This window comes from Parerythrobacter lutipelagi (genome assembly GCF_005434975.1).
Classification (GTDB): domain Bacteria; phylum Pseudomonadota; class Alphaproteobacteria; order Sphingomonadales; family Sphingomonadaceae; genus Parerythrobacter_A; species Parerythrobacter_A lutipelagi.
In genome coordinates, this window is record NZ_SKCJ01000001.1 from 142,647 (window position 1) to 163,233 (window position 20,587).

Here is a 20,587-nt window from a genome sequence, read left to right on the forward strand (position 1 = left end):
CGCTTGCCAATATGGTGCGAGCGGCAAATCCAAGGAGTGCATCCATGCCCAGAGGACAAATCGAACACGCCAATCTGTCCGTAACCGACCCCGATCGCAGCGCACGGCTTTTCATTGAATTGTGCGGCTGGCACGAACGCTGGCGCGGCGCTTCGCAAATGGGCGGGCGCACCATTCATGTCGGCAGCGAGAGCAGCTATCTCGCGCTCTACACCAGCGATAAAGTGCGCGGCGGATACGCCAAAGGTCAACCGCTCAACCATGTCGGACTGCTGGTTGACGATCTCGATGCCGCGGAAGAAGTGATCGCAGCCCACGGGCTCGAGCCGTTCGGCCACGATGACTACGAACCGGGCAAGCGGTTCTATTTCTTCGATTGGGACGGAATTGAATTCGAGGTGGTCAGCTATGAATGAGCCTTTGATCCGAGAACCGCTGTTTCCGCCCAGGAGCGAGCGCCAGCGGCACAACAAGACGGCCCCGCTTCATCGCTTTGCACTGGCGGGGCTTCGTGCCATGCTCTTCCCTTCAAAATCCACCTAGCGACGGGGACATCGTCAATGAAACATCGTTTCGCGCTTGCCGCAGCCGCCCTTGCCTTCACGACAACGGTTCAGGCGGAAACAGTCTATGTCACCGCCGACAGGCTGCTGGAGGTCGAAACCGGCAGTTTCGTCGAAGCCCCGCTGGTCACGGTGGTAGACGGACGGATCGCGTCGGTCGAGAGCGGCGGCACTGCGCCTGACAATGCGCAGATCATCGACCTTTCCGGCCATACTCTGTTGCCCGGCCTGATCGATATGCATGTCCATCTCGACGGGCGGCCGGAATATGGCGGCTATTCGTCGCTCCAGTTTACCGACCGCTTTTCAACTGTGCTGGCGGTCGCGAATGCCGGGCGGATGCTTCGCGCCGGCTTCACTACCGTTCGCAACCTGGGCGACGAGAACTACAATGTCGCCGGGGTCGATCAGGGCATCGGTGAAGGCTGGATCGCCGGGCCGCGCATCGTCAACGCCAACTACTCGCTCGGCGCGACCGGCGGGCATTGCGACAGCACGTTTCTCCCGCCCAGCTTCGAAGCGGTTAGCCCAGGCGTGGGCGACAGCCCGGATGAATTGCGCAAGCGGGTGCGCGAACAGCGCAAATACGGTGCGGAAGTCATCAAGGCTTGCGCGACCGGCGGCGTGTTCAGCCGCAACACCGCGCCGGGCATCCAGCAACTTACACTGGATGAACTGACCGCCATCGCAGACGAGGCTCATTTCTGGGATTTGAAAGCCGCTGCCCATGCGCACGGGGCAGAAGGGATCAAGGCTGCGATCCGCGCCGGTTTCGACACGATCGAACACGCCAGTTTTGCCGATGACGAAGCGATCAGCCTGGCCAAAGAACGCGGCACCTATTTCTCGATGGACATCTTCAACACCGAATACACGCTGAGCCAGGGTGCAGCCAATGGTGTGCTGGAAGAAAACCTCGAGAAAGAACGCATGGTCAGCCAGGCCCAACGCGACAATTTCCGCCGCGCCACGCTAGCCGGGGTCAAGATGATCTTCGCCAGCGATGCCGGCGTGATGCCGCATGAGGATGTCGGCGGTCAGTTCCGCGTGATGGTGGAATACGGAATGACGCCACTACAGGCGATACAGGCAGCGACGGTGAATGCCGCCGATGCGCTCGGCCAAGCGGGGCAAGTCGGCACGCTGCGCTCCGGTGCCTGGGCAGACATGATCGCCGTGAGCGGCAACCCGTTGACCGATGTTGGCGAACTGGCCGATGTCGATGCCGTCATCAAAGGCGGCGAAAGGGTCAACTAGAGCAGCGTGGCCCGCGATGCGCCGCCCGACCAGGGCTGGTCGGTTCGGTCGAGCGAGAGCTCCCCTTCCCATGGACGGCACAGCGTGCGCGCGTCATCGGGGGAACCTTCGGTCCACTGGGCGTATTTCTCCGGCGCAAGGATCACGGGCATGCGTGTGTGCACTTGCGCCGCAACCCCTGCCGCATCGGTCATCACCATCGAATAGGCTGGTCCCCACTCGTCGCTTTCGCGCCAGACAGCCGCACAAGCGAACAGCTCGCTATCGGGCAGCGACAGCCAGCTCCGCGTCTTGCGACCCTTCGGCCCTTCCGCTTCCGCCCATGCGGTGAGCGGGATGAGGCAGCGACGTTGCTCGAAGCTGTAGCGCCAGAAAAAACTGTCGAGCTTGTCGGTCCGCGCGTTGTTGACCGGCTTGGGCTTGAGTGGCTGGCCGCTTTTGCCTTTCATCACCAGGGGGAAACCCCAGGTCATCTGGCGCAGATTGCCACTCTCGATGACCGCACCGGGATAGCCGGGGTAAACCTCGGCCCCGAAGTTTGCCCCGCCCATCTGGTTGACCGCATCGAACCATTTGGCAACTTCATCGGCATTCTTGGTCATGCGATAGAGATTGCACATGGTTCAGCCCCCGGCGTTTCCGACAACAAAACATGCCGCAGCCATCAACAGCCCCGCCCAGCGGTTCGAGCGGAACCGTTCGAGCGGATTGGCCGGATCGTCCGCGTCGAGTGTCACGACCTGCCACGCCAGATGCCACGCTACCGGCAACAGAGCGATCAAAGCGACCCAATCCTCGCGCAGGAGCCAGAACGCGAGCGCCCATAACGCCACGGCCCCGGCGTAGAACAACGCAACCCCGCTTTTCACCTTCCCGCCAAGGCGCAAGGCGCTCGACCGGATACCGACCAGCGCGTCGTCTTCGCGGTCCTGCAAGGCATAGATCGTGTCGTAGCCGATGACCCACAGGGCGGCGCCGGCATAGAGCGGGGCCAGCACTTCCAGCCTGTCGCTGCGGATCGCGATCCACCCGACCAGCGCGCCCCAGGTGAACACCAGCCCGAGCCACGCCTGCGGCCACCAGGTGATCCGCTTCATGAAGGGGTAGGCCGCGACAAGCACCAGACTGCCAAGCGCAACCAGCTGCGCCTCCCAGCGCAACTGCAAAAGCACGATCAGGCCAATCAGGCACAGAACAAGTAGCCAGGCCCAGGCGAGCTTCTTCGAAACGCGCCCGCTGGCGACAGGCCGCACTGCCGTGCGCGCCACTTTCCTGTCCAGATTGGCATCGACAATATCGTTGTACACACAGCCTGCTCCGCGCATCGCAATGCTGCCGAGCAGAAACCACGCAAGCAGCTCCCAGCGAAACCCTTCGCCCGCAAGCCACAGACCCCAGGCGCACGGCCAGAAAAGAAGCCACCAGCCGATCGGCCGGTCGAACCGCGCCAGTTGCGCCAGATCGCGCGGCACCTGCGGGAGCCGCGCAACGAGACCGCGATGCTCGCTATCGGGGACGATTTGCTCGCTCACCCGGCTTCCTCGATGCGGGCCTGTTTCCAGCCATAAAGCGCCAAGCCAAACATCGCGATATTGCCCACGAGATCCAGCATGCCGACGGAGTTGAGCACCGGGACCACGCTGTGGAAGTACCAGTCGAAGACGAAGAACGGCAGCAGGATCACGGCAAAAACCAGAAACCCGCGGCTGGTATAGCGGACCACCAGAGACATGATCCCGAAAATGCACGCCTGTGCGCCGAAACACGCCATGGCGAACCGCGCCAGGAAACTATCCTCGCGATATTCCGGTGTGACCGCCAGATCGATGACAGATTGCGGCGCAAAAAGCGCCCAACCTCCGAGCAGCAGGAAAACCACGGCAATCAGGCGTTGTGCAGTAAGCGCAGACATACCCACCCTCTAGCGATTGCGGATAAGCTCGTCTAACGCGATTCCATGCCCGCAACCCCCGCCTGGCCTCCGAAAAGTGCGCCGCGCCTGTTCGTCGAAGGCGCGCTATCACGTGCTCAAAGTGTGTCGGTGGAGGGAAATCAGGCGCATTACCTGGCGCGGGTGATGCGTATTTCGCCCGGTGATACAGTTATCCTGTGCGATGACATCTCTGGCGAATGGGCGGCTGAAGTTATCGAAGTGCGCAAGCGCGAGATTGTTTTGCGAGCGGTCGAACATCTGCGCCCACGCGAGGCCGTGCCTGATTTCTGGCTCTGTCCCGCCCTGCTGAAGAAGGACCGCTTCGACCTTGTGCTGGAGAAAGCAACCGAACTTGGTGTCGCCCGTATCCAGCCGATGATTACGCGGCGCTGCGTGGCAGACAAACTCAACACCGCGCGCGCCCGGCAGATCATGACCGAAGCGGCGGAGCAATGCGCCCGGACCGCGCTGCCGGAAATCGGCGAACCGCAAAAACTCGATGCACTGCTGCGCGATTGGCCGACAGACAGAATTATCTTCTTTGCCGATGAGGATGGCGGCGAGCCGGCGCGCGCCAGCTTTGCCAGCCATAGCGGACCTGCGGCGCTCTTCACCGGTCCCGAAGGCGGGTTCGACGATCGTGAAAGAGAATTGCTCCGCTCCTTCCACAATGTGCAACCAATCACGCTCGGCCCGCGAATATTGCGCGGAGAGACTGCGGCGCTGGCAGCCACGGCGCTGTGGATGGGGGTTTCCGGTGATTGGCAGACGTAGTTTCGCAATGCGGACACAAGATTGCGCTGGCGCATGGCTTATCGGTTGCCTATCGAAACCGTCATGAGCACGCGTGAGGCATCCGACCGGGAAGACCCGATCATAGAAAGCCGCGACCAATTGGTCGCCCCGATGCAAGCGGGCGAGAAGCCGAAGAGCGCTTGGCGCATCGGGACCGAACATGAAAAGCTCGTCTACAAGCGTGACGATTTTCACGCGCCGTCTTATGAAGAACCCTGCGGTATTCGTGACATACTCCTGAATTTGCGGCGTTTTGGATGGGAGCCGGTTGAAGAGAATGGCAAGGTCATCGCGCTCAAGGGTGATGATGGTGCTGTGAGTCTCGAGCCGGCGGGGCAACTCGAATTGTCCGGTGCTCCGCTGGAGAATCTACACCAGACCTGCGCGGAAACCGGACGTCACCTCGAACAGGTGAAGGAAATCGGTGAGCGCTGCGGAGTAGGTTTTCTCGGGCTCGGAATGTGGCCCGACAAGACGCGCGAAGAGCTCCCGATCATGCCCAAGGGGCGCTATGATATCATGCTTCGCCATATGCCGCGGGTCGGCAAACTGGGTCTCGACATGATGCTGCGGACCTGCACGATCCAGGTCAATCTCGACTACGCATCGGAAGCCGACATGGCGAAGAAATTTCGCACCTCGCTCGCGCTTCAACCCTTGGCCACGGCCCTGTTCGCCAATTCGCCATTTACCGAGGGCAAGCCGAACGGTTTCCTGTCTTACCGCAGCCATATCTGGTCGGACACCGATCCCCATCGCACCGGCATGCTGCCTTTCGTGTTCGACGATGGTTTCGGCTATGAGCGCTGGGTCGATTACATGCTCGACGTGCCCATGTACTTCGTCTTCCGGGATGGGAAATATATTGACGCTGCCGGCCTCAGTTTCCGAGATTTCCTGGAAGGCAATCTTTCTGTCCTGCCCGGGCAAAAACCAACCCAGTCTGACTGGTGGGATCACCTCTCGACCGCTTTCCCCGAAGTGCGGCTGAAAAGCTTTCTCGAAATGCGCGGCGCCGATGGCGGACCGTGGAGCCGGATTTGCGCCCTGCCCGCCTTCTGGGTCGGATTGCTCTATGACCAGACGGCCCTCGATGCAGCGTGGGATCTGGTCAAAGACTGGACGATGGAAGAGCGGGAAGAACTGCGCAGCGCCGTACCCAGACTTGCTCTCGATGCACCAATCCCGGGTGGCGGCAAATTGCTCGATCTCGCGCGTGAGGTAATGCAAATCACCCGGTCAGGGCTTGCAGCACGCGCGCAGCTCAATTCGAGCGGCGACAACGAGACCGGATTCCTCGAAACGCTCGACGAAATCGTTGCCAGCGGAAAAGTGCCCGCCCAGCGCCTGCTCGACAAATACAACGGTGAGTGGAACGGCGATATCAGGCGGATCTACAAATACAGCTTCTGACGGGAGAGAACGCGATGATCCAGGTCAATGGAACGATCAAACTGGCACCTGATGCCGATCGCAGCGCAATCGAAGCGATCGTGACGATGGTTAAGGCAACGCGCTTGGAAGATGGCTGTATCGACTACGCCATGGCGCAAGATCTCGCCGATCCCGATACGCTGATCCTGTTCGAACGCTGGAAAGACATGGCCGCACTCGAAGCGCATATGCAGACACCGCATATGGCGGAATTTCAGAAGGTCATGGCCGCCAACCCTCCGGTCGGGCGCAGAATCCGGATGTATGAGACCGATGAAGGCAAGCCGCTTTAGGCTCTACTCGGCGGGCTGCGCGGTTACCGAACCACGCGGCGTGAGCAACTTCCGGACCTTCGCCAATCGGCTAGTGACAATGCCGTTCTGCTCCATCCAGTCGTAATATTCGCAATACTTTGGATCTTCGAGGAGGAGATGCGCCTCTTCCGTGCGGGCGCGCCAGTAATAGACCGCGCTCACACAGCCGAGGAAAAACGTGTTGCGGATCACATCCACCATGGATCCGCTGGTGACGAAGAACGGCATCACCGCGCACCACCAGAACAGGTTCTTCGACAGATATGCCGGGTGGCGGGTGAAGCGATAGGGGCCGTTGGTCAAAACACCGCGATAGGTCAGGTTCGAGAAACGGATACCGAATGCGGCCGTCGCCCAGGCGTAAATGGCCGTCAAAAACACGAGCAATGCGCCCCAAGTGTACATTGCGGCCGAACTGTCCCCTAGCCAGTGCGCCCATCCACCTGTGTTCACTTCATAAGCCAGCATCCCGTCAGAGCCCATGAACGCATAGACCAGCGGCGGGTAACAAATCAGCGCCGCCAGCCAGCCTGACAGGAACGGATTGCCGCTGCGGATATGTGCGTCGAGCGGCCGCATTGTCACAAGGTACCCGACAGTTCCGATCTGGACGTCAATCACGAACAGCAGCTCGATGCACAATTGCGTAAGCCGCGCAGGATTTGCCAGAATGCCGTCGATGCTGTTCTCGACCACAAAGGCAAATCCGCCGGGAAGGACCGAGATCATGAAAGCGCTGAAGAAGCCTTTGATGATCCACGCCCGCCAGTGCTTCTTCACTTCTTCAGGGTCCCACCCGTCCCGCCCAAGCAGCATGGCACCGAAGTGCCACGCGTGATCGCGCGGCTGTGTCATCACGCGGTCGAGCCACAGGATATAAGGCACGGAAAGCACAATGACCGGGATGGCGGCTGCAGAGATAATCTCCATCGCGAACAGATACTGGCCCGACCAGTACCAGCGCGCGAGACAATAGAGGCCCGCGAGGATGGCAAATGTCGCCCACAGCCCGGCGATCTTGACCACCGATACATTGAGATCGTGACCGACAGGGCGCGGATTGTCCCAATCGATCCCGGTCGACGCGCGGCGATGGACCTTGTCGACGAAGACCGACCACATCACCATCGGCCCAGCTGAAAACACCAGAGCCATGACGGCAGCATATGGTCCCGACAAGGGCTGGCGCGGGGCAGCAAGATTGAGCCATTCGGCTATGTCAGCGAAGTTGCGGCAGAACATGATCCAGCCAAGCAGGCCGATCAGTCCGACAAGACCGACCGCTGGCGAGACATCGCTCGCCGGCGGTTTGCTGGCCACTTTCGTGAACCCGGTGTGATCATGCGCGCTCATGCGCTGCACGCGTAGCGCAGAAGGGTTAAAGGCGCGGTAACGCCTTGTGACCCATCCCTGTTCGGGACGGTTCAGCCAGCGAGAACTACCCGATCAACGAAACGCGTGGATCGTCCCGCCATCGTCGAGCACATAGAGCGTACCGTTTGCCACGACCGGCGGCAGGGAAACGGCTTCATCCAATTCACGGTAAAGGCTGGCCGACCCTTCGCCGGTGCTGATCTTGTAGATCGCACCCCGCGTGCTGGCGACCCACAGCGAATTACCGGCGAGCACCGGGCCCGTCCAAAAGATCGGCCCTTCCTTGTCTTCCATGTCGCGATAGCGCTGTAGCTGCGATATCCAGCGGACTTTCCCTGTGCTCCTCGCAATGGCGAGCAACCGTGCATCATCGGTCAGCGCAAAAATCCATTCACCAGCGATCGCAGGTGTCGAGATGCCTGCGACATTGATTTCCCACTGACGTTGGCCGGTGACCAGTTCATAGGCAGCCATACGGCCGCCCTGCCCAAGCGCGTAGACGCGGCCCTGGTCGATGATCGGATCTGCATCGATATCGTAAAGCGAGCCAACGCTGGTCGAGATCGAAGTCAACGCGAGGGCATCCGACCACAAGGTGCGTCCATTCTCGTAACGATAAGCAACCAGCTCCCCCGAACTGTAGCCGGCGACAACGGTGCCCTGAGCGGCGGACGGTGCAGCAACTCCGAACACGCCAGCCTGAGCTGTCGAGCCCGATTCATCCCACAGGGTTTTGCCATCCGCCGTGTTGAGCGCATGGATCTGGTTGTCCTGCGTCATCACAAACACGGAGTTGAATGCAATCGTCGGCGATCCACGAAGCGGGCCGGCGGGTTTGGCGGTCCAGATCTCCGCCCCGGAGTTCGCGTCAAGTGCGACGACTTCGCCCACCCCACTGGTGGCGTAAACACGGCCGGCAGCGAAGCTTGCGCCGCCACCGAACGCCGAAGCAGATTGATCCTCGTCGATCTTCATCCGGTATGTCCACCGGCGGGCCCCGCTTTGCGCATCGAACGCGTGAACCATGCCATCCGTGCCGACCACGAACAGCTTGCCGTCGCCGATCACCGGCGCAGCGGCCAAGCGGCGCCGAGTGGTCGATCCGGCGATGGTTGCAGTCCAAGCCTGTGAGGGGCTTGCGGAAATGGCGAGGTGGCCGTTCGCCTTGCCCGCGTTGCCGCCAGCTTGCGGCCAATCGGGATTGGTCTGTGCAGGCGGCAGAACGACCGAAACCGATTGAAGCGCAGGATCTACCTTCGCGCCGGTCTCGATCCGTGAAAGCACTGGAATACGCTCGCCGACGGTCGGCGTCGTCTTCGGACCATCGCCACCGCCGATAATTCCGCAAGCGCCGAGCGATCCCGCCAGGGCAATAGCCATCGCGCCGCGCAACGCGCTTTGCATGTTAATCAGTCGCTTGGTCTTGACGATCATCAGGATATTGTCCTCAATTCTGTGGTGCCGGCACGGGCTGAGCGCCCTCGACCTCGGCCAGTTCGTCGAGCACTTCCTCGACATCTTCGATGGCATCGACGCCCAGCACACCCGCACGCTGGCGAGCGCGCGAGCGCAGGGATTCCGGCACATCCTTGTCCTTGGCGATCTGCGCGAACAGGGCGCCCGCCTCTTCCGGCTTGTTCTGCTTGAGATAGGCAAACGCGGTCAATTCACCGGCGCTTCCGAAAAACGCGTGGCCGGGTGTCGCCATTGTCTGGAGGCGCGCGATAATGTCTTCCGGCTTGCGGCTGTCGAATGTCGCTGTGATGGCACGCACCAGCGCGAGATCGCGCAGCGCCTGAGCTGCGTTTTCGTCGGACACTATGGCTTCGAATATCTCGGCCGCCTCGGCATTGCGCCCTTGCTCCAGCGCGATCCCCGCCTTCAGCATCTGCGCATTGGTCTTTGCCGCACCATTGCCGCTCGCGATCAGTTCGTCGAGCTGGTCTGACGCGGTTTCCAGATTTCCGGCTTCGAGCTGATCCAGCGCGGCCACCAGTGCCTCGCTGTCTTTCTCCTTCGCCGCTTCCTGCTGGCTGTCCCAGAACAGATATCCGGCAAGCGCGAGCAGTCCTGCTGCAACGACCCCGATGAGCAACTTGCCATAATGCTTGGCGAAGTCGGCATACTGGTCCTGACGGACAGCATCGTCGATCTCGCGCAGCAGGACTTCGTCCTGTGCGGCCTTGATTTCGGCCTTCTTGTCGGTGCCGGATGAATTTGAAGTCGGTTTGAGGGCCACGTCCGGGCTCTTCCAATCTGCTGCAATTACGGGTTTCGCGTCTTTAGACGATGAGCGTCGCGATGCAATTCACAAGTGGAATCCTGTCCCCCAAAGCGTGAACCGCGGCTGAAGAGAGATTCGCCATCATGGCAGCGTGCTTCGGCCCATCGCGTTGGCATAAAGCCTGCGATACGTCGCAATCATGGCTTTCTCGTCGAAATCCGACCGCGCTTTCAACTGGTTTGCCTGCCCCAGTGATTGCCGCCGGTCTGCGTCACCCGCTAGGTGCAGCAAGGTACCCGCAAGGGCGTCTTCATCTCCGGCTGGACTGATCAACCGGGCATTCTCGTCGCTTAGCATATGCGCAATATCGCCAACCGCCGGTGCGGCGACTGGCTTGCCCGCCGCCATCGCTTCGACGACTGAGATCGGGAATTGCTCGGTATCGGATGACAGCGCGAAAATATCGAACAGGCCGACAAACCTTCGGGGGTCGCGCGCGAAGCCCGGCAAATGCACCCGGTCGGCGATACCCAGTCGCCTGGCCTCATCACCAATGGCCTGCGCTTCGGGACCCTCACCGACGATGACCAGTTGCCACGGCTCTGGCAGAGACGAAAAAGCGCGGACCAGCGACGGGATGTTCTTGACCTTGCGCAGGCCCGCCACGGTTCCGAGCCACAAATCGCCTTCACGCTTGCGAATACCCGGCAACGCATTGCCGCGTGGCGGTTTGGCAAACGCCTGAGTGTCGATGCCGTTAGGTATCTGCCGCACCCGGTTAATCGGTATGCGCCATGTCTCGAGGGCAATTTCTTCCAGTGTCTCGGAAGGCACAATCAGATTGGAAGCCCGGCCCAGCGCGATGCGGCGATACCAGTTGCGAGAGGTTTTGAGCTTATGCCGCTCGTCTTCATTGAATCCGTCTTCGTGGTGAATCAATGGCGGAAGTCCAAGATGCTGGCCGAAAATCGTGTGCGCCATGGCCGCATCCATCGCGCCCCAATTGTATGTCAGGACAAGATCGTATCCGCGCATGCCCTGCGCAATCCGGTGCAACCGCCCCGGGGTCGGCCGCCCTTGAAGTGGTGGAAAGTCCTGCGGATAAGTCACTTCAATATCATTGGAAATCAGTCTGGCCGCCTCCAGCCGGTCAGGCACAGCTGAAACGATTGTATGGCAGACACCGGAGCCGAAAGCATTGATCAGCTGGACGCAGCGCAGTTCTTTGCCCCCCGCCGAAAAGGTCGAGTGCAGATGAAGAACATGCGGCCGCGACATGCCTTCCAAACTCACGTGATCTTGGCGAAAAGAGCGTCCATCGCGGCGACCGACTCGGGCTCGGTCAGCAAGGGAGCGTGGCCGCTGCCTGCAATCGTGACGGCGCTCGCCAGCGGCAGCCGTGCAAGCATCTTTTCCAGCGTCGCTTCTGTCAGAATATCCGACCGCTCGCCCCGCACGAAGAGTACCGGCCGCCCGTCGAGCGCCTGCAGCGCCGGCCACAAATCCGGGGGCGCCGCGCCGTCATCTTGGGCAAACGGCTCAGCGATCTTCATGTCGTAGTCGAAGCCGATGCGGCCATTCTGCTGCACAACCATGCTTCGCTTGGCCATGTCGAGCCATTGCTCGATCCCGAACTTCGGGTGCGCTTCGCCATGGACCTCCTGCAACGCGCGGGCAGCGTGCATCCACGTCGCATAGCTGCGCCCCTGACCGACATATTCGCGAATTCGCTCGATCCCGGCCCCATCTACGTCGGGACCGATATCGTTCAGGACTGCAGCAGCAATACGGTCCGGATCGCTTGCAGCGAGCAGCATGGTCATCAGGCCGCCAAGCGAAGTTCCGATGGCGATAAACCGTTCGATTCCTTCCTGCTCAAGCAGTGCGATGAGATCCTGAACATAATGCAGAGGATTGTAGGTCGCGGCATCCGCGGCGTATTCGCTCATCCCGCGTCCACGCATTTCCGGAACGATCACCCGCCATTTGCCAGCTAGGCGGTCGGCGACTTCCGCGAAATCGCGCGCATTCCGGGTTAGCCCGTGCAGGCAGATGACCGGCGGGCGCCCTTCACGATCAGGGCCCTCCCCGCCAGGATAATCGCGGAAATGCAGTTTGAGACCGTCATTGCTGGTCCAGTATCGGTTGGCAAAACCCTGTTCCATCGGCGCGAAACCTGTCCTTGTCACAGCTGGATACGTCGAACCCGCAAAGATTCCGCAATCCCATTGCAGCTTTCGCCGCACATGGCCACAGTCGCTTGATGTCCTCACCCACAACCAGCACGGCGTACCGGCCGGACCCGGCCATCAATTCGATTGCATCATGGATCGGCTCCCCGGTGTCCGCAGCCGATTTTCCGGCAACTGAACTCCGCTTCCGCAATGATCGGGCCGCAGCATCGGTCGGTCTCGACAGTCTGTCCAATCAGGACTGGCTGCGCCATTTCGGTCGGTTTGATCCTTTACCGGGCAATCTTGCGGAACCGTTGGCGCTCAAATATCACGGCCACCAGTTTCGATCATACAATCCGGATATTGGCGATGGCCGCGGCTTTCTGTTTGCGCAGCTGCGCGACAACGCAGGGCGGCTACTCGACCTTGGCACCAAAGGATCGGGCCAAACGCCTTACAGCCGCGCCGGTGACGGTCGCCTGACGCTGAAAGGGGCGGTCAGAGAGATCATGGCGACAGAGATGCTCGATGCGCTCGGTGTCTACACTTCGAAAACTTTCTCTGTGGTGGAAACAGGAGAGCAGCTGTCACGCAATGACGAACCTTCGCCGACCCGGTCGGCGGTGCTCACCCGGCTTAGCCACGGGCATATCAGGATCGGCACATTCCAGCGCCTGCTTGCTCACGAGAATGAAGCCGAAATGTCGCAACTGGTGGCCTATTGCCTGGAGAATTTTCCAGGCCCGATGCCGCCTGATGAGGCCCCGGGCCGAAGCGAGCCAGCGGTTATCCTGATGCATCAGGTCGTCGAGCGCCTGGCCGATCTTGCCGCATCATGGATGGTCGCCGGGTTCGTCCACGGCGTGCTCAACACAGACAACATGAACATCTCGGGCGAGAGTTTCGATTACGGTCCGTGGCGCTGGTTGCCGCAATGGGATCAGAGTTTCACCGCGGCCTATTTCGACCATCAGGGCCTCTACGCCTTTGGTCGCCAGCCTGAAGCACTGAACTGGAATTGCGGACAATTGGCAGTGGCATTGAGGCTGCTTGCAGATGCCCCTCCGCTGATTGCCGCGATGGAACGTTTCGGACCGCTTTATATGCAAGCGGTGGCGCGGCGCTGGTGCTGGCGGCTGGGAGTGAACTCGCGCGGCGCAGAGGCAGATGGCGCACTGATCGCCGCCAGCGAGAAGAAGATGCGGGACGACGGCACTGGCCCGGATGAGTTTTTCTATCGCCATCGCGGCGGGAAGGGGGCGTCAGGGGCGCTCGAGGACGCGCTTGACGGATACACCGCCTTGCCTTTGCAGCACGGCTTCTGGTCGGAAGGACAGCCACAGAGCATGCTGATCGAAGAAGTCGAAGATATCTGGTCCTCGATCGACAAGCACGACGACTGGTCACCGCTGGAACTTAAGATTGGCTCCATACGCCGGATGGGAGACGCACTCGGCGCGCCGCCCCAACCGTCTGGACATATCTGAAGCGGACTAGCGCTGCGGCGCGCCGGTGCTCATTTCGACCGGCTGCAGGTCAATCCCCACCAGCTTCCACATCCCTTGCTCCCACTGGTAGTACAGGTCGAAGGACAAGGCGATAGGCCGAATCTGGAAGAAGCCCTGCACGCGAAAAATGTCCTCCCGGATCATTTGCGGTGCCTGATTGTAGGTCGGCGGCACAAGCAGTGCATTCGACAAGTCGATCCGCGAGTTGCGAATGCCCGCGAATATCTCTGACAGGCGCGAGGCGTTGTTCTGGATCTGGAAACTCTGCGCAGAGATATCGCGCAAAACGGAATAATTGCCAGAGCGGTTCGCATGGTCGACGGCGGAGATGGTCGACCAGATCATTTTGGACAGTTCCAGCTGGCTCGGCGTCGGCCGCATTGAAGGCGGTGGCTGAACCTGCGGCACGCCTGCAGGTTGCGTTTGCGCCTGTGACTGAAGCGGCACCAGCGCAGCTGAAAGTGCCAAGAAAAATGCCGGAGCGCGAAGCCCCGGCATCTTTGATTTTAAAGCGATCCTGTTCATGACCGCTTGTCTAGCGTCTTACCAAGCGACTTGGAAGCCGCCGCGTGCACCGATTTCGCCGCTGTCGAAGCCAACGCCCACACCAGCCGAGAACGCAGCGTTCTCGCTAAGCCGTGCGGTGAACGCCATCGTACCGGCGCCCTTGTCCTCGAAGTAGCCGACACCGCCCGAGAGAGCGAAGGTCGTGCCTGCCGGAAGCATCGGCGATTCCATTGCCAGCGCCATTGCGACACCTTCGTTGGAACGTCCGATTGCATCGCGGTTTGCGGCGGTTTCACCAAACAGCTGGTTGATCTGATTGGTGTGGTTTGACGTGAGCGTCTGCAGGGTTGCGATGTTGCCTGCATTCGTTGCGATGTTCACGCTGTTGGTGGCAATGTTGCCTGCGTTGACGGCGATATTCGCCGTGTTGGTCGCAATCGACGTACGGATCGAAGGATCGCGGCCAAGAACACCATTGGCATCCACGGTCACGACTTCACCCGCGTCGGTCTGGGCAGCGGTGCTTGCGGCGATATCGCCAACCCGAACCGAACTGCCCGCGCCGCCCAGCGCAACCTGATTGGCTGCGGTGGTCGTTGCGCCGACACCGACTGCAGTCGAGCCGTCGAAGCCTGCCGAAGCGCTCTGACCCAGCGCAGTGGACTGGAAGCCCGCCGCATTGGCCTGGCGCCCCAGAGCCGTCGATTGCCCGCCGGTAGCAGAAGCCTGCCAACCGAAGGCCTGTGCACCGATCCCGCTGGCAATCGCTTCGCCGCCAATCGCGGTCGAATGGAAGCCTGTGGCCTGCGCCGCATCACCGATGGCGACCGCATCTTCATCAGAAGCAACCGCCAGGTTACCGACCGCTGTTGCCGTCAAGCCGGATGCCGAAGCCCCTTCGCCTACTGCAACCGAGCGAACACCTGTTGCCGAAGCAAGGTGACCCAAGGCTGTTGCACGCTCAGCGTTGGCGACCGAGCGCCAACCGTAAGCGGATGCTCCTGGCCCCTGTGCCAATGCCTCACCACCGACCGAGGTGGTCGAATTGCCCAACGCCCGTGCACCGGTACCAGCATCGTCACCGCCGATAGCAACCGCATCGACGCCCGTGGCACTGCTACCGTTACCGATCGAGATGCTCGCGACACCGCTGGCTGCGGCCTGGTCACCCTGCGCGATGGCGAAGTCCGCGGTTGCATCGGCATTTTCACCAATGGCCACAGAACGCTCGCCCGTCGCATCGGCCAGATGGCCGAGAGCTGTCGACCGAACACCCGTGGCATTCGCACGCCAACCAAGAGCCGTTGTACCAGCTTGGGTTGCAGAGCTTTCCGCACCGACCGAGACAGAATTCAGCCCGGATGAAACGGAACCTTCACCGATCGCGACGCCGTCGTCCCCGGATGCATTCGCACCGATACCGACTGCCGTAGAAGTGTTGCCAGTTGCCCGACTGTTTACACCCGTAGCGGTTCCTCCGATGGCACTGGCCAACGCTCCGACGCCCAACGCAGTCGAATTGGTACCGCCGGCGACCGAATTCACACCCACTGCAGTCGAGAACTGCCCGGTCGCATTGGAAGTCTGGCCGACTGCGGTGCTGAACGTGTTCGTCGCCTGAGCGAGATAGCCTACCGCTGTTGCAGCACTGCCCGTAGAGTTCGCCCGTGAACCAATTGCCGTGTTGTTCTGGGTCGAGGTTGCATTTGCGCCGACTGCAACGCCTTCGCTGCCCGACGCCGAAGCATCGGTACCGACGGCTGTGCTGTCCACACCGGTTGCGCTTGCGCGCGAACCGACTGCGGTTGCATCGGTTTGCGTTGCCGAAGCAAACGTACCGACTGCAGTGCTATCCGTACCGGTAGAGCTTGCATTGAAGCCGTTGGCGGTGCTGGCGATACCTGCAGAGTTTGCAAATGAGCCGGTGGCGATCGAGTTTTGACCACCCGAGTTGGCGTTCGAGCCAAAGGCAGCGCTGTTTTCACCGCCTGAGTTGGCGAAATGGCCAACCGCAGTCGATTCCGTGCCCCCGGCGTTCGAGTCATCACCGACCGATGTTGCACCGTCGGCATTGGCCTGAGCGTTCTGGCCGACTGCTGTGGCATTTTCACCGGCTGCCGAGCTATTCTCGCCCAGTGAAGTGCTGTCGTCGCCCGTCGCCGAGGAATTCGCACCATATGCAGCGGAATTGGCACCCGTAGCTGCCGAACCGGCACCGACTGCTGTCGATCCGCTCGCGATGGCTCCGTCACCGATCGCCACTGCGCCAGCCGATGTTGCTGCCGCATTGCGGCCGATCGCTATCGCACCTTCTTCCGATGCGGTTGCACCTACACCACCGGCGAATGAGGCATCGCCACTAGCTACCGAATTTGTGCCGGTCGCGGTGGAGCTTGCGCCGGTCGCTTGCGCGCCGTAACCATAGGACGCGCCGAAATCGCCACTGGCAACCGTGTCACCGCCTACTGCAACGGCCGCAAGGCCTGATGCGGCTGCACCCGTTCCCGTACCAAAACCGTCACCGCCAATGGCGATCGCACCGCCATTGGTTGCCTGCGCTTCTGTACCGAGAGCGATGGACTGGAAGCCGGACGCAAGTGCGCCCTGACCATCACCGGTCAGGTCGTTGCCGATTGCAATGCCGAAATCGCCGCTCGCATTCGAAACGTTACCATGCGCGATCGACTGGTTGCCGGTGGCACTGGCCATATTGCCCATCGCCATCGAACTCATACCCTGCGCGAGCGAATTGTTGCCTACAGCGACGCTGTTCACTGATTGAGCGCGGGCTGCGGTGCCGATTGCAACGCTGTCTTCTTCCGAAGCATTCGCAAGCTCACCGATTGCAGTTGAGCCTTCCGCCCCGGCAGCGGAATCCAGACCGACAGCGATCGAGTTATCGCCATTCGCACTCGAATTCTTGCCAACTGCCGTCGAGTTGTCACCTGTCGCGTCCGCATCGTTGCCGAGCGCAGTCGAATTGTCCCCCGTCGCAGCGGCATCAAACCCTACCGCAGTTGCGGCACCGCCATTTGCGGTCGAGCCCGATCCGACAGCAGTGGAATTGTCGGTCAAAGCCTGCGAACCATTGCCGATTGCAACAGTATCATCTCCGCGAGCATTGGAATTCGATCCAACGGCAGTGCTTACTTCGCCCGTCGCGCGCGAGTTGAAGCCGTTCGCAGTCGATTGCGTGCCGGAAGCAAGCGAATCTGTTCCGGTAGCAGTCGATTCGAGGCCGCTGGCAATCGAACCGGCGCCCGTTGCCGTCGCACGGTTTGCTGAAGCCTCAGCTGCAGTCCCGGTCGCGGTCGAGCGCGCGCCAGTTGCCGCGGCCAGACGACCGGTCGCCGTTGCAGCATTGGCTGTGGCGGTTGCGACCGAGCCAGTTGCGGTTGAGCCACTTGCGGTAGCGGCAGCGAAATATCCGGTTGCTGTTGATGCAGCCCCAGTGGCCTGAGCGTTTTCGCCGCATGCGAGCGTAGTCACACCATTAGATGTGGCTCCACCGTCGGTATCGGCAGGATCGGCAATACCATTGTCGTTGGTGTCGAGAAGACATTCTTCTGCCGCCGCAGGCGTTGCGGTCAGCGAGATGGTCGCAATGGCAAGAAGCGAGGCAGAACCCCCCAACGCAGCCAGATTTCTTACATTGAATCGCATCATTATTACCTTCTCAGTTAAGCTTACTCGGCACAGAATTCCGCACACGGAATTCCATGAAACTTTCGCATAACCCGAAGGTAGGGAGGCGTGCTTTCTTGTTGAGCACAACGGTTTTCGGCTTTCCCCCGCCTTCGAGCAAACTGGCAGAAGTCCTGCTGAAAAGCAACACTTCGTTAACCAGCCCCATTGTCCAATTCTGGGACCGCGTGGGCGCGGGGCCGGAGCACGCATGCCATCTGTCTATGGATGCTAGCGTCGCATATCGCATCGCAACCGATACTCCCCCAACAGGCCACTTGGGCCCAGCGCCCGTCGGTATCGCCACAAGGTCGCCCAATCGCTGGCTTCCTCTCGCCGATCCGCGTTCGGGGAGTGCCTTCTTATGAGGCAAATCGTCCATGCCATGGATATGGCTAAGCCCGAGATTCGCCGCATGAATGATCAGGAGGCAATCCGTAATTTACAATTGCATAGCCGCCACGGGTGTCACAATTGATTGACCATGCTGCAACAGTGAGTAGAAGCAACCCGATCCGGCGCGCTGATTGAGGAAGCACGCCAATGACAAAAGGCTCGGGGGAACCGACAAAAGTGTCACAATCGGAAATCGTATCTTTCGAACCAGCTACCGGCCAAGAGCTGTGGCGGGCAAAGGTCAGCGATGTCGATGCCGCCGTTGATACGGCGCGCAGGGCATGGCCGGCGTGGGCTGCGCAGCCGCTGGCGACCCGTATCGAACTCGTGCGGCGCTTCGCCAACGAAGTGCGCAAGGAGTCGGACAAGCTAGCTGAGCTGATTTCGCGCGAAACAGGCAAGCCCTTGTGGGAATCGCGAACCGAGGTCGAAGCCGTAATCAACAAGGTCGATATCTCGGTTTCTGCCTATGCAGAACGTACCGGGCAGAAGCGACTGGACAGTGCGTTGCAGGGCACCTCGGCGGTGCGTCACAAACCGCATGGCGTCATGGTTGTCTTGGGCCCCTATAATTTTCCGGCCCACCTTCCCAATGGACACATCGTTCCGGCCCTGATCGCCGGCAATGTAGTGATTTTCAAGCCAAGCGAGAAAACACCAGCGGTCGGAGAATTGCTGATGCAGTGCTTCAACCGCGCCGGAATTTCAGCGGCAGTGGCCCAGTTTTTTGTTGGCGGCCCGGACGAAGGTAAGGCGCTCGTCGCTCATCGCGGCGTCGACGGAATCCTTTTCACGGGATCCGCGCAGGCCGGGATCGCGATCAACAAGCGTCTGGCGAGCAATCCGGGCAAAATCGTGGCTTTGGAAATGGGCGGTAACAATCCGATCGTCGTAATCGATACGCCCAAGATCACCGATGCAGCAACGCTCATCATCCAGTCAGCATTCACGAGCGCCGGCCAGCGCTGCACCGCGGCGCGGAGGCTGATCATCAAGGAAAGCATGTACAGTGCGATCATCGACGAACTGAAATCGATGACCTCCCGTATCATAGTGGGCGAACCGTTTGGCGATCCCGCCCCTTTCATGGGGCCCGTGATTGACAATGATGCGGCGCACCAAATGGTTGAGAGCTTTCTCTATTTCCTGTCCAACGGCGGCAAGGCGATCCGTCACATGACGCGCCCATCCGACGATCTTCCCTTTCTCACGCCCGGCATTATCGACACAACCGACATGGCCGATCGCCCGGATGTCGAGCTTTTCGGCCCGTTGCTGCAAGTCATCAAAGTGAAGGATTTCGACGCTGCCATCGCGGAAGCCAACCGGACCCGCTTCGGCCTGTCAGCCTCGTTGATTGGCGGCAGTCCGCAAGACTACAACCGCTTTTGGGCAAACATTCGTGCTGGCATCATCAACTGGAACCGCCCGACCAATGGTGCTTCTTCGAAAGCCCCGTTCGGCGGTCTCGGTTTGTCAGGCAATCATCGGCCCGCAGCATATTATGCGGCAGACTACTGCGCCTATCCGGTCGCCAGCACGGAAATGGACCAGCCACGAGCCAATATTGGCGTCGGTCTCGCCAACAGTTAAAGCCAGCATCTAGAAAGTTTCGAGCGAAACGATACCGATTTCCGTCATGCCCGATGGCAGACTGCGCGCGGTGATTTCGTACCGTGCTTTGGCTTTGCTCCCGGCGAGAACATGCCAGCCGCTGCCAACAGACAGAGTTGATCTGAAGCCGCTGTCGAGCACCTTCGCGTGATGGAATGCGAGCACATCGGTTGCGGGAACCGGACTTAGATAGATTACGGCCCGCAATTTGCATTGTGGCGCATCGACTCCAATTGCTTCTTTTGTGCTGCCGCGCGGATAGATCATCAAAGCCTGCGGCAGACGGGCGGCCCAGATGGCAGAGAAACGCGCGGCATCCACGCAATCCTGGGGCGGTGAAAGGCGGCGAAGCCGGCCAATTGTATTGATCGCTTCATGGGCCGCTAGACCGTCGGTCACCTCACCCTCGGGCAAAGGCGCCAATCCGCCGCTTCCCCCAAGCTGCGCGATTGCCTCTTCGCGTGCAGCATTGATCGCAGATGGGCTGCTGTTTTCGGGTGGTAGTGGTTGCCCGATTTCGAACGTGATCGCGGAATTCGCCATGTTTTGCGACACGAGGTCGGGATCGACCATTATCGGATCGTTCAAGGCGCGCTGGATAACAGGGTCGAGGTCTTTGCTGGGTGCTTCTTCCTCGCCTTGCGCGCAGGCGGACATGCCGGCCGCAGCCAACACGAACAAGCCCCACCTTCCGGCCGAAGTCGATAAGCGTAGTTTCACAGGCTGGTCGCTAGGCGAACAGGGTTAAAATCCGCTCAAAATCCAACAAAAGACACCCGGCCACCTGTATGGCGACCGGGTGCCTTACAC

At 60.5% G+C, this 20,587-nt stretch carries 18 protein-coding genes; 7 read left to right on the forward strand and 11 right to left on the reverse strand.

Translation table 11 applies throughout. From position 1 onward, the window contains the following. Window positions 1–44: 44 nt before the first annotated feature. Both E0502_RS00730 and E0502_RS00735 read left to right on the forward strand, forming a co-directional pair. Window positions 45–416, forward strand: coding sequence for a VOC family protein (locus E0502_RS00730; protein ID WP_137676081.1), 372 nt, complete (start codon window positions 45–47; stop codon window positions 414–416). Window positions 417–560: 144 nt separating this feature from the next. Then, window positions 561–1,820: a Xaa-Pro dipeptidase gene (locus E0502_RS00735; protein WP_137676082.1), complete on the forward strand. Its 1,260-nt coding sequence runs from the start codon at window positions 561–563 to the stop codon at window positions 1,818–1,820. Here the strand turns inward: E0502_RS00735 and E0502_RS00740 are convergent. The 3 genes from E0502_RS00740 to E0502_RS00750 are packed head-to-tail and all read right to left on the reverse strand — an operon-like array spanning window position 1,817 to window position 3,732. Beyond that, window positions 1,817–2,440 carry an SOS response-associated peptidase gene (locus E0502_RS00740; protein ID WP_137676083.1) on the reverse strand — a complete coding sequence of 208 codons (624 nt, stop codon included), beginning with the start codon at window positions 2,438–2,440 and terminating at the stop codon, window positions 1,817–1,819. The genes E0502_RS00735 and E0502_RS00740 overlap by 4 nt on opposite strands. Window positions 2,441–2,443: 3 nt before the next feature. After that, on the reverse strand, window positions 2,444–3,352 hold the full coding sequence (ubiA, locus tag E0502_RS00745) for a 4-hydroxybenzoate octaprenyltransferase (RefSeq protein WP_137676084.1): 909 nt from the start codon (window positions 3,350–3,352) through the stop codon (window positions 2,444–2,446). Further along, entirely contained in the window at window positions 3,349–3,732 is a 384-nt protein-coding gene (locus tag E0502_RS00750) for a hypothetical protein (protein WP_137676085.1), read from the reverse strand. Before E0502_RS00750 ends, ubiA begins: the two co-directional genes overlap by 4 nt. A 45-nt stretch (window positions 3,733–3,777) precedes the next feature. Between E0502_RS00750 and E0502_RS00755 the strand changes: the two genes are divergently transcribed. The 3 genes from E0502_RS00755 (at window position 3,778) to E0502_RS00765 (ending at window position 6,275) form a co-directional block, all read left to right on the forward strand. Then, window positions 3,778–4,527: a 16S rRNA (uracil(1498)-N(3))-methyltransferase gene (locus tag E0502_RS00755; RefSeq protein ID WP_137676086.1), complete on the forward strand. Its 750-nt coding sequence runs from the start codon at window positions 3,778–3,780 to the stop codon at window positions 4,525–4,527. A 63-nt stretch (window positions 4,528–4,590) separates the two neighbouring features. Further along, entirely contained in the window at window positions 4,591–5,961 is a 1,371-nt protein-coding gene (locus tag E0502_RS00760) for a glutamate--cysteine ligase (protein ID WP_137676087.1), read from the forward strand. Window positions 5,962–5,975: 14 nt separating this feature from the next. Beyond that, a complete protein-coding gene (locus E0502_RS00765) occupies window positions 5,976–6,275 on the forward strand; it encodes a putative quinol monooxygenase (protein ID WP_137676088.1) in 300 nt (99 codons plus the stop codon). 3 nt (window positions 6,276–6,278) lie between these two features. Here the strand turns inward: E0502_RS00765 and E0502_RS00770 are convergent, their stop codons facing one another. The 5 genes from E0502_RS00770 to E0502_RS00790 form a co-directional block, all read right to left on the reverse strand. Beyond that, complete coding sequence (locus tag E0502_RS00770; RefSeq protein WP_137676089.1) at window positions 6,279–7,649, reverse strand: methyltransferase family protein; 1,371 nt, start codon at window positions 7,647–7,649, stop codon at window positions 6,279–6,281. 93 nt (window positions 7,650–7,742) lie between these two features. Continuing rightward, a complete protein-coding gene (locus tag E0502_RS00775; protein ID WP_137676090.1) occupies window positions 7,743–9,104 on the reverse strand; it encodes an outer membrane protein assembly factor BamB family protein in 1,362 nt (453 codons plus the stop codon). A 13-nt stretch (window positions 9,105–9,117) separates the two neighbouring features. Continuing rightward, a complete protein-coding gene (locus E0502_RS00780) occupies window positions 9,118–9,909 on the reverse strand; it encodes a tetratricopeptide repeat protein (protein ID WP_137676091.1) in 792 nt (263 codons plus the stop codon). A 126-nt stretch (window positions 9,910–10,035) separates the two neighbouring features. Further along, window positions 10,036–11,172 (reverse strand): glycosyltransferase family 4 protein, encoded by a 1,137-nt coding sequence (locus E0502_RS00785; protein WP_137676092.1) that lies wholly within the window; start codon window positions 11,170–11,172, stop codon window positions 10,036–10,038. 11 nt (window positions 11,173–11,183) lie between these two features. Continuing rightward, window positions 11,184–12,059: an alpha/beta fold hydrolase gene (locus tag E0502_RS00790; protein ID WP_137677457.1), complete on the reverse strand. Its 876-nt coding sequence runs from the start codon at window positions 12,057–12,059 to the stop codon at window positions 11,184–11,186. A 98-nt stretch (window positions 12,060–12,157) separates the two neighbouring features. On the opposite strand from E0502_RS00790, the gene E0502_RS00795 reads away from it, so the two are divergent. Then, on the forward strand, window positions 12,158–13,555 hold the full coding sequence (locus E0502_RS00795) for a protein adenylyltransferase SelO family protein (protein WP_137676093.1): 1,398 nt from the start codon (window positions 12,158–12,160) through the stop codon (window positions 13,553–13,555). A gap of 6 nt (window positions 13,556–13,561) precedes the next feature. On the opposite strand, the gene E0502_RS00800 is transcribed toward E0502_RS00795, so the two are convergent. Together E0502_RS00800 and E0502_RS00805 are read right to left on the reverse strand one after the other, a co-directional pair. Next, the gene (locus E0502_RS00800) at window positions 13,562–14,044 is read right to left on the reverse strand and encodes a hypothetical protein (protein WP_240048800.1); all 483 of its coding nucleotides are present in this window, start codon (window positions 14,042–14,044) and stop codon (window positions 13,562–13,564) included. A 75-nt stretch (window positions 14,045–14,119) separates the two neighbouring features. Next, entirely contained in the window at window positions 14,120–17,749 is a 3,630-nt protein-coding gene (locus E0502_RS00805) for a beta strand repeat-containing protein (protein WP_161593684.1), read from the reverse strand. Window positions 17,750–18,310: 561 nt separating this feature from the next. On the opposite strand from E0502_RS00805, the gene astD reads away from it, so the two are divergent. Then, on the forward strand, window positions 18,311–19,756 hold the full coding sequence (gene astD, locus E0502_RS00810) for a succinylglutamate-semialdehyde dehydrogenase (RefSeq protein WP_137676095.1): 1,446 nt from the start codon (window positions 18,311–18,313) through the stop codon (window positions 19,754–19,756). 9 nt (window positions 19,757–19,765) lie between these two features. Here the strand turns inward: astD and E0502_RS00815 are convergent, their stop codons facing one another. Beyond that, the gene (locus E0502_RS00815; protein WP_137676096.1) at window positions 19,766–20,497 is read right to left on the reverse strand and encodes a hypothetical protein; all 732 of its coding nucleotides are present in this window, start codon (window positions 20,495–20,497) and stop codon (window positions 19,766–19,768) included. Between the last annotated feature and the right edge of the window lie 90 nt (window positions 20,498–20,587).

Coding starts and splice junctions, on each gene's coding strand:
- E0502_RS00730 (WP_137676081.1), top strand. CDS start 45: ATGCCCAGAGGACAAATCGAACACGCCAATCTGTCCGTAACCGACCCC.
- E0502_RS00735 (WP_137676082.1), top strand. CDS start 561: ATGAAACATCGTTTCGCGCTTGCCGCAGCCGCCCTTGCCTTCACGACA.
- E0502_RS00740 (WP_137676083.1), bottom strand. CDS start 2,440: ATGTGCAATCTCTATCGCATGACCAAGAATGCCGATGAAGTTGCCAAA.
- E0502_RS00750 (WP_137676085.1), bottom strand. CDS start 3,732: ATGTCTGCGCTTACTGCACAACGCCTGATTGCCGTGGTTTTCCTGCTG.
- E0502_RS00755 (WP_137676086.1), top strand. CDS start 3,778: ATGCCCGCAACCCCCGCCTGGCCTCCGAAAAGTGCGCCGCGCCTGTTC.
- E0502_RS00760 (WP_137676087.1), top strand. CDS start 4,591: ATGAGCACGCGTGAGGCATCCGACCGGGAAGACCCGATCATAGAAAGC.
- E0502_RS00765 (WP_137676088.1), top strand. CDS start 5,976: ATGATCCAGGTCAATGGAACGATCAAACTGGCACCTGATGCCGATCGC.
- E0502_RS00770 (WP_137676089.1), bottom strand. CDS start 7,649: ATGAGCGCGCATGATCACACCGGGTTCACGAAAGTGGCCAGCAAACCG.
- E0502_RS00775 (WP_137676090.1), bottom strand. CDS start 9,104: ATGATCGTCAAGACCAAGCGACTGATTAACATGCAAAGCGCGTTGCGC.
- E0502_RS00785 (WP_137676092.1), bottom strand. CDS start 11,172: ATGTCGCGGCCGCATGTTCTTCATCTGCACTCGACCTTTTCGGCGGGG.
- E0502_RS00790 (WP_137677457.1), bottom strand. CDS start 12,059: ATGGAACAGGGTTTTGCCAACCGATACTGGACCAGCAATGACGGTCTC.
- E0502_RS00795 (WP_137676093.1), top strand. CDS start 12,158: ATGTCCTCACCCACAACCAGCACGGCGTACCGGCCGGACCCGGCCATC.
- E0502_RS00805 (WP_161593684.1), bottom strand. CDS start 17,749: ATGATGCGATTCAATGTAAGAAATCTGGCTGCGTTGGGGGGTTCTGCC.
- astD (WP_137676095.1), top strand. CDS start 18,311: ATGACAAAAGGCTCGGGGGAACCGACAAAAGTGTCACAATCGGAAATC.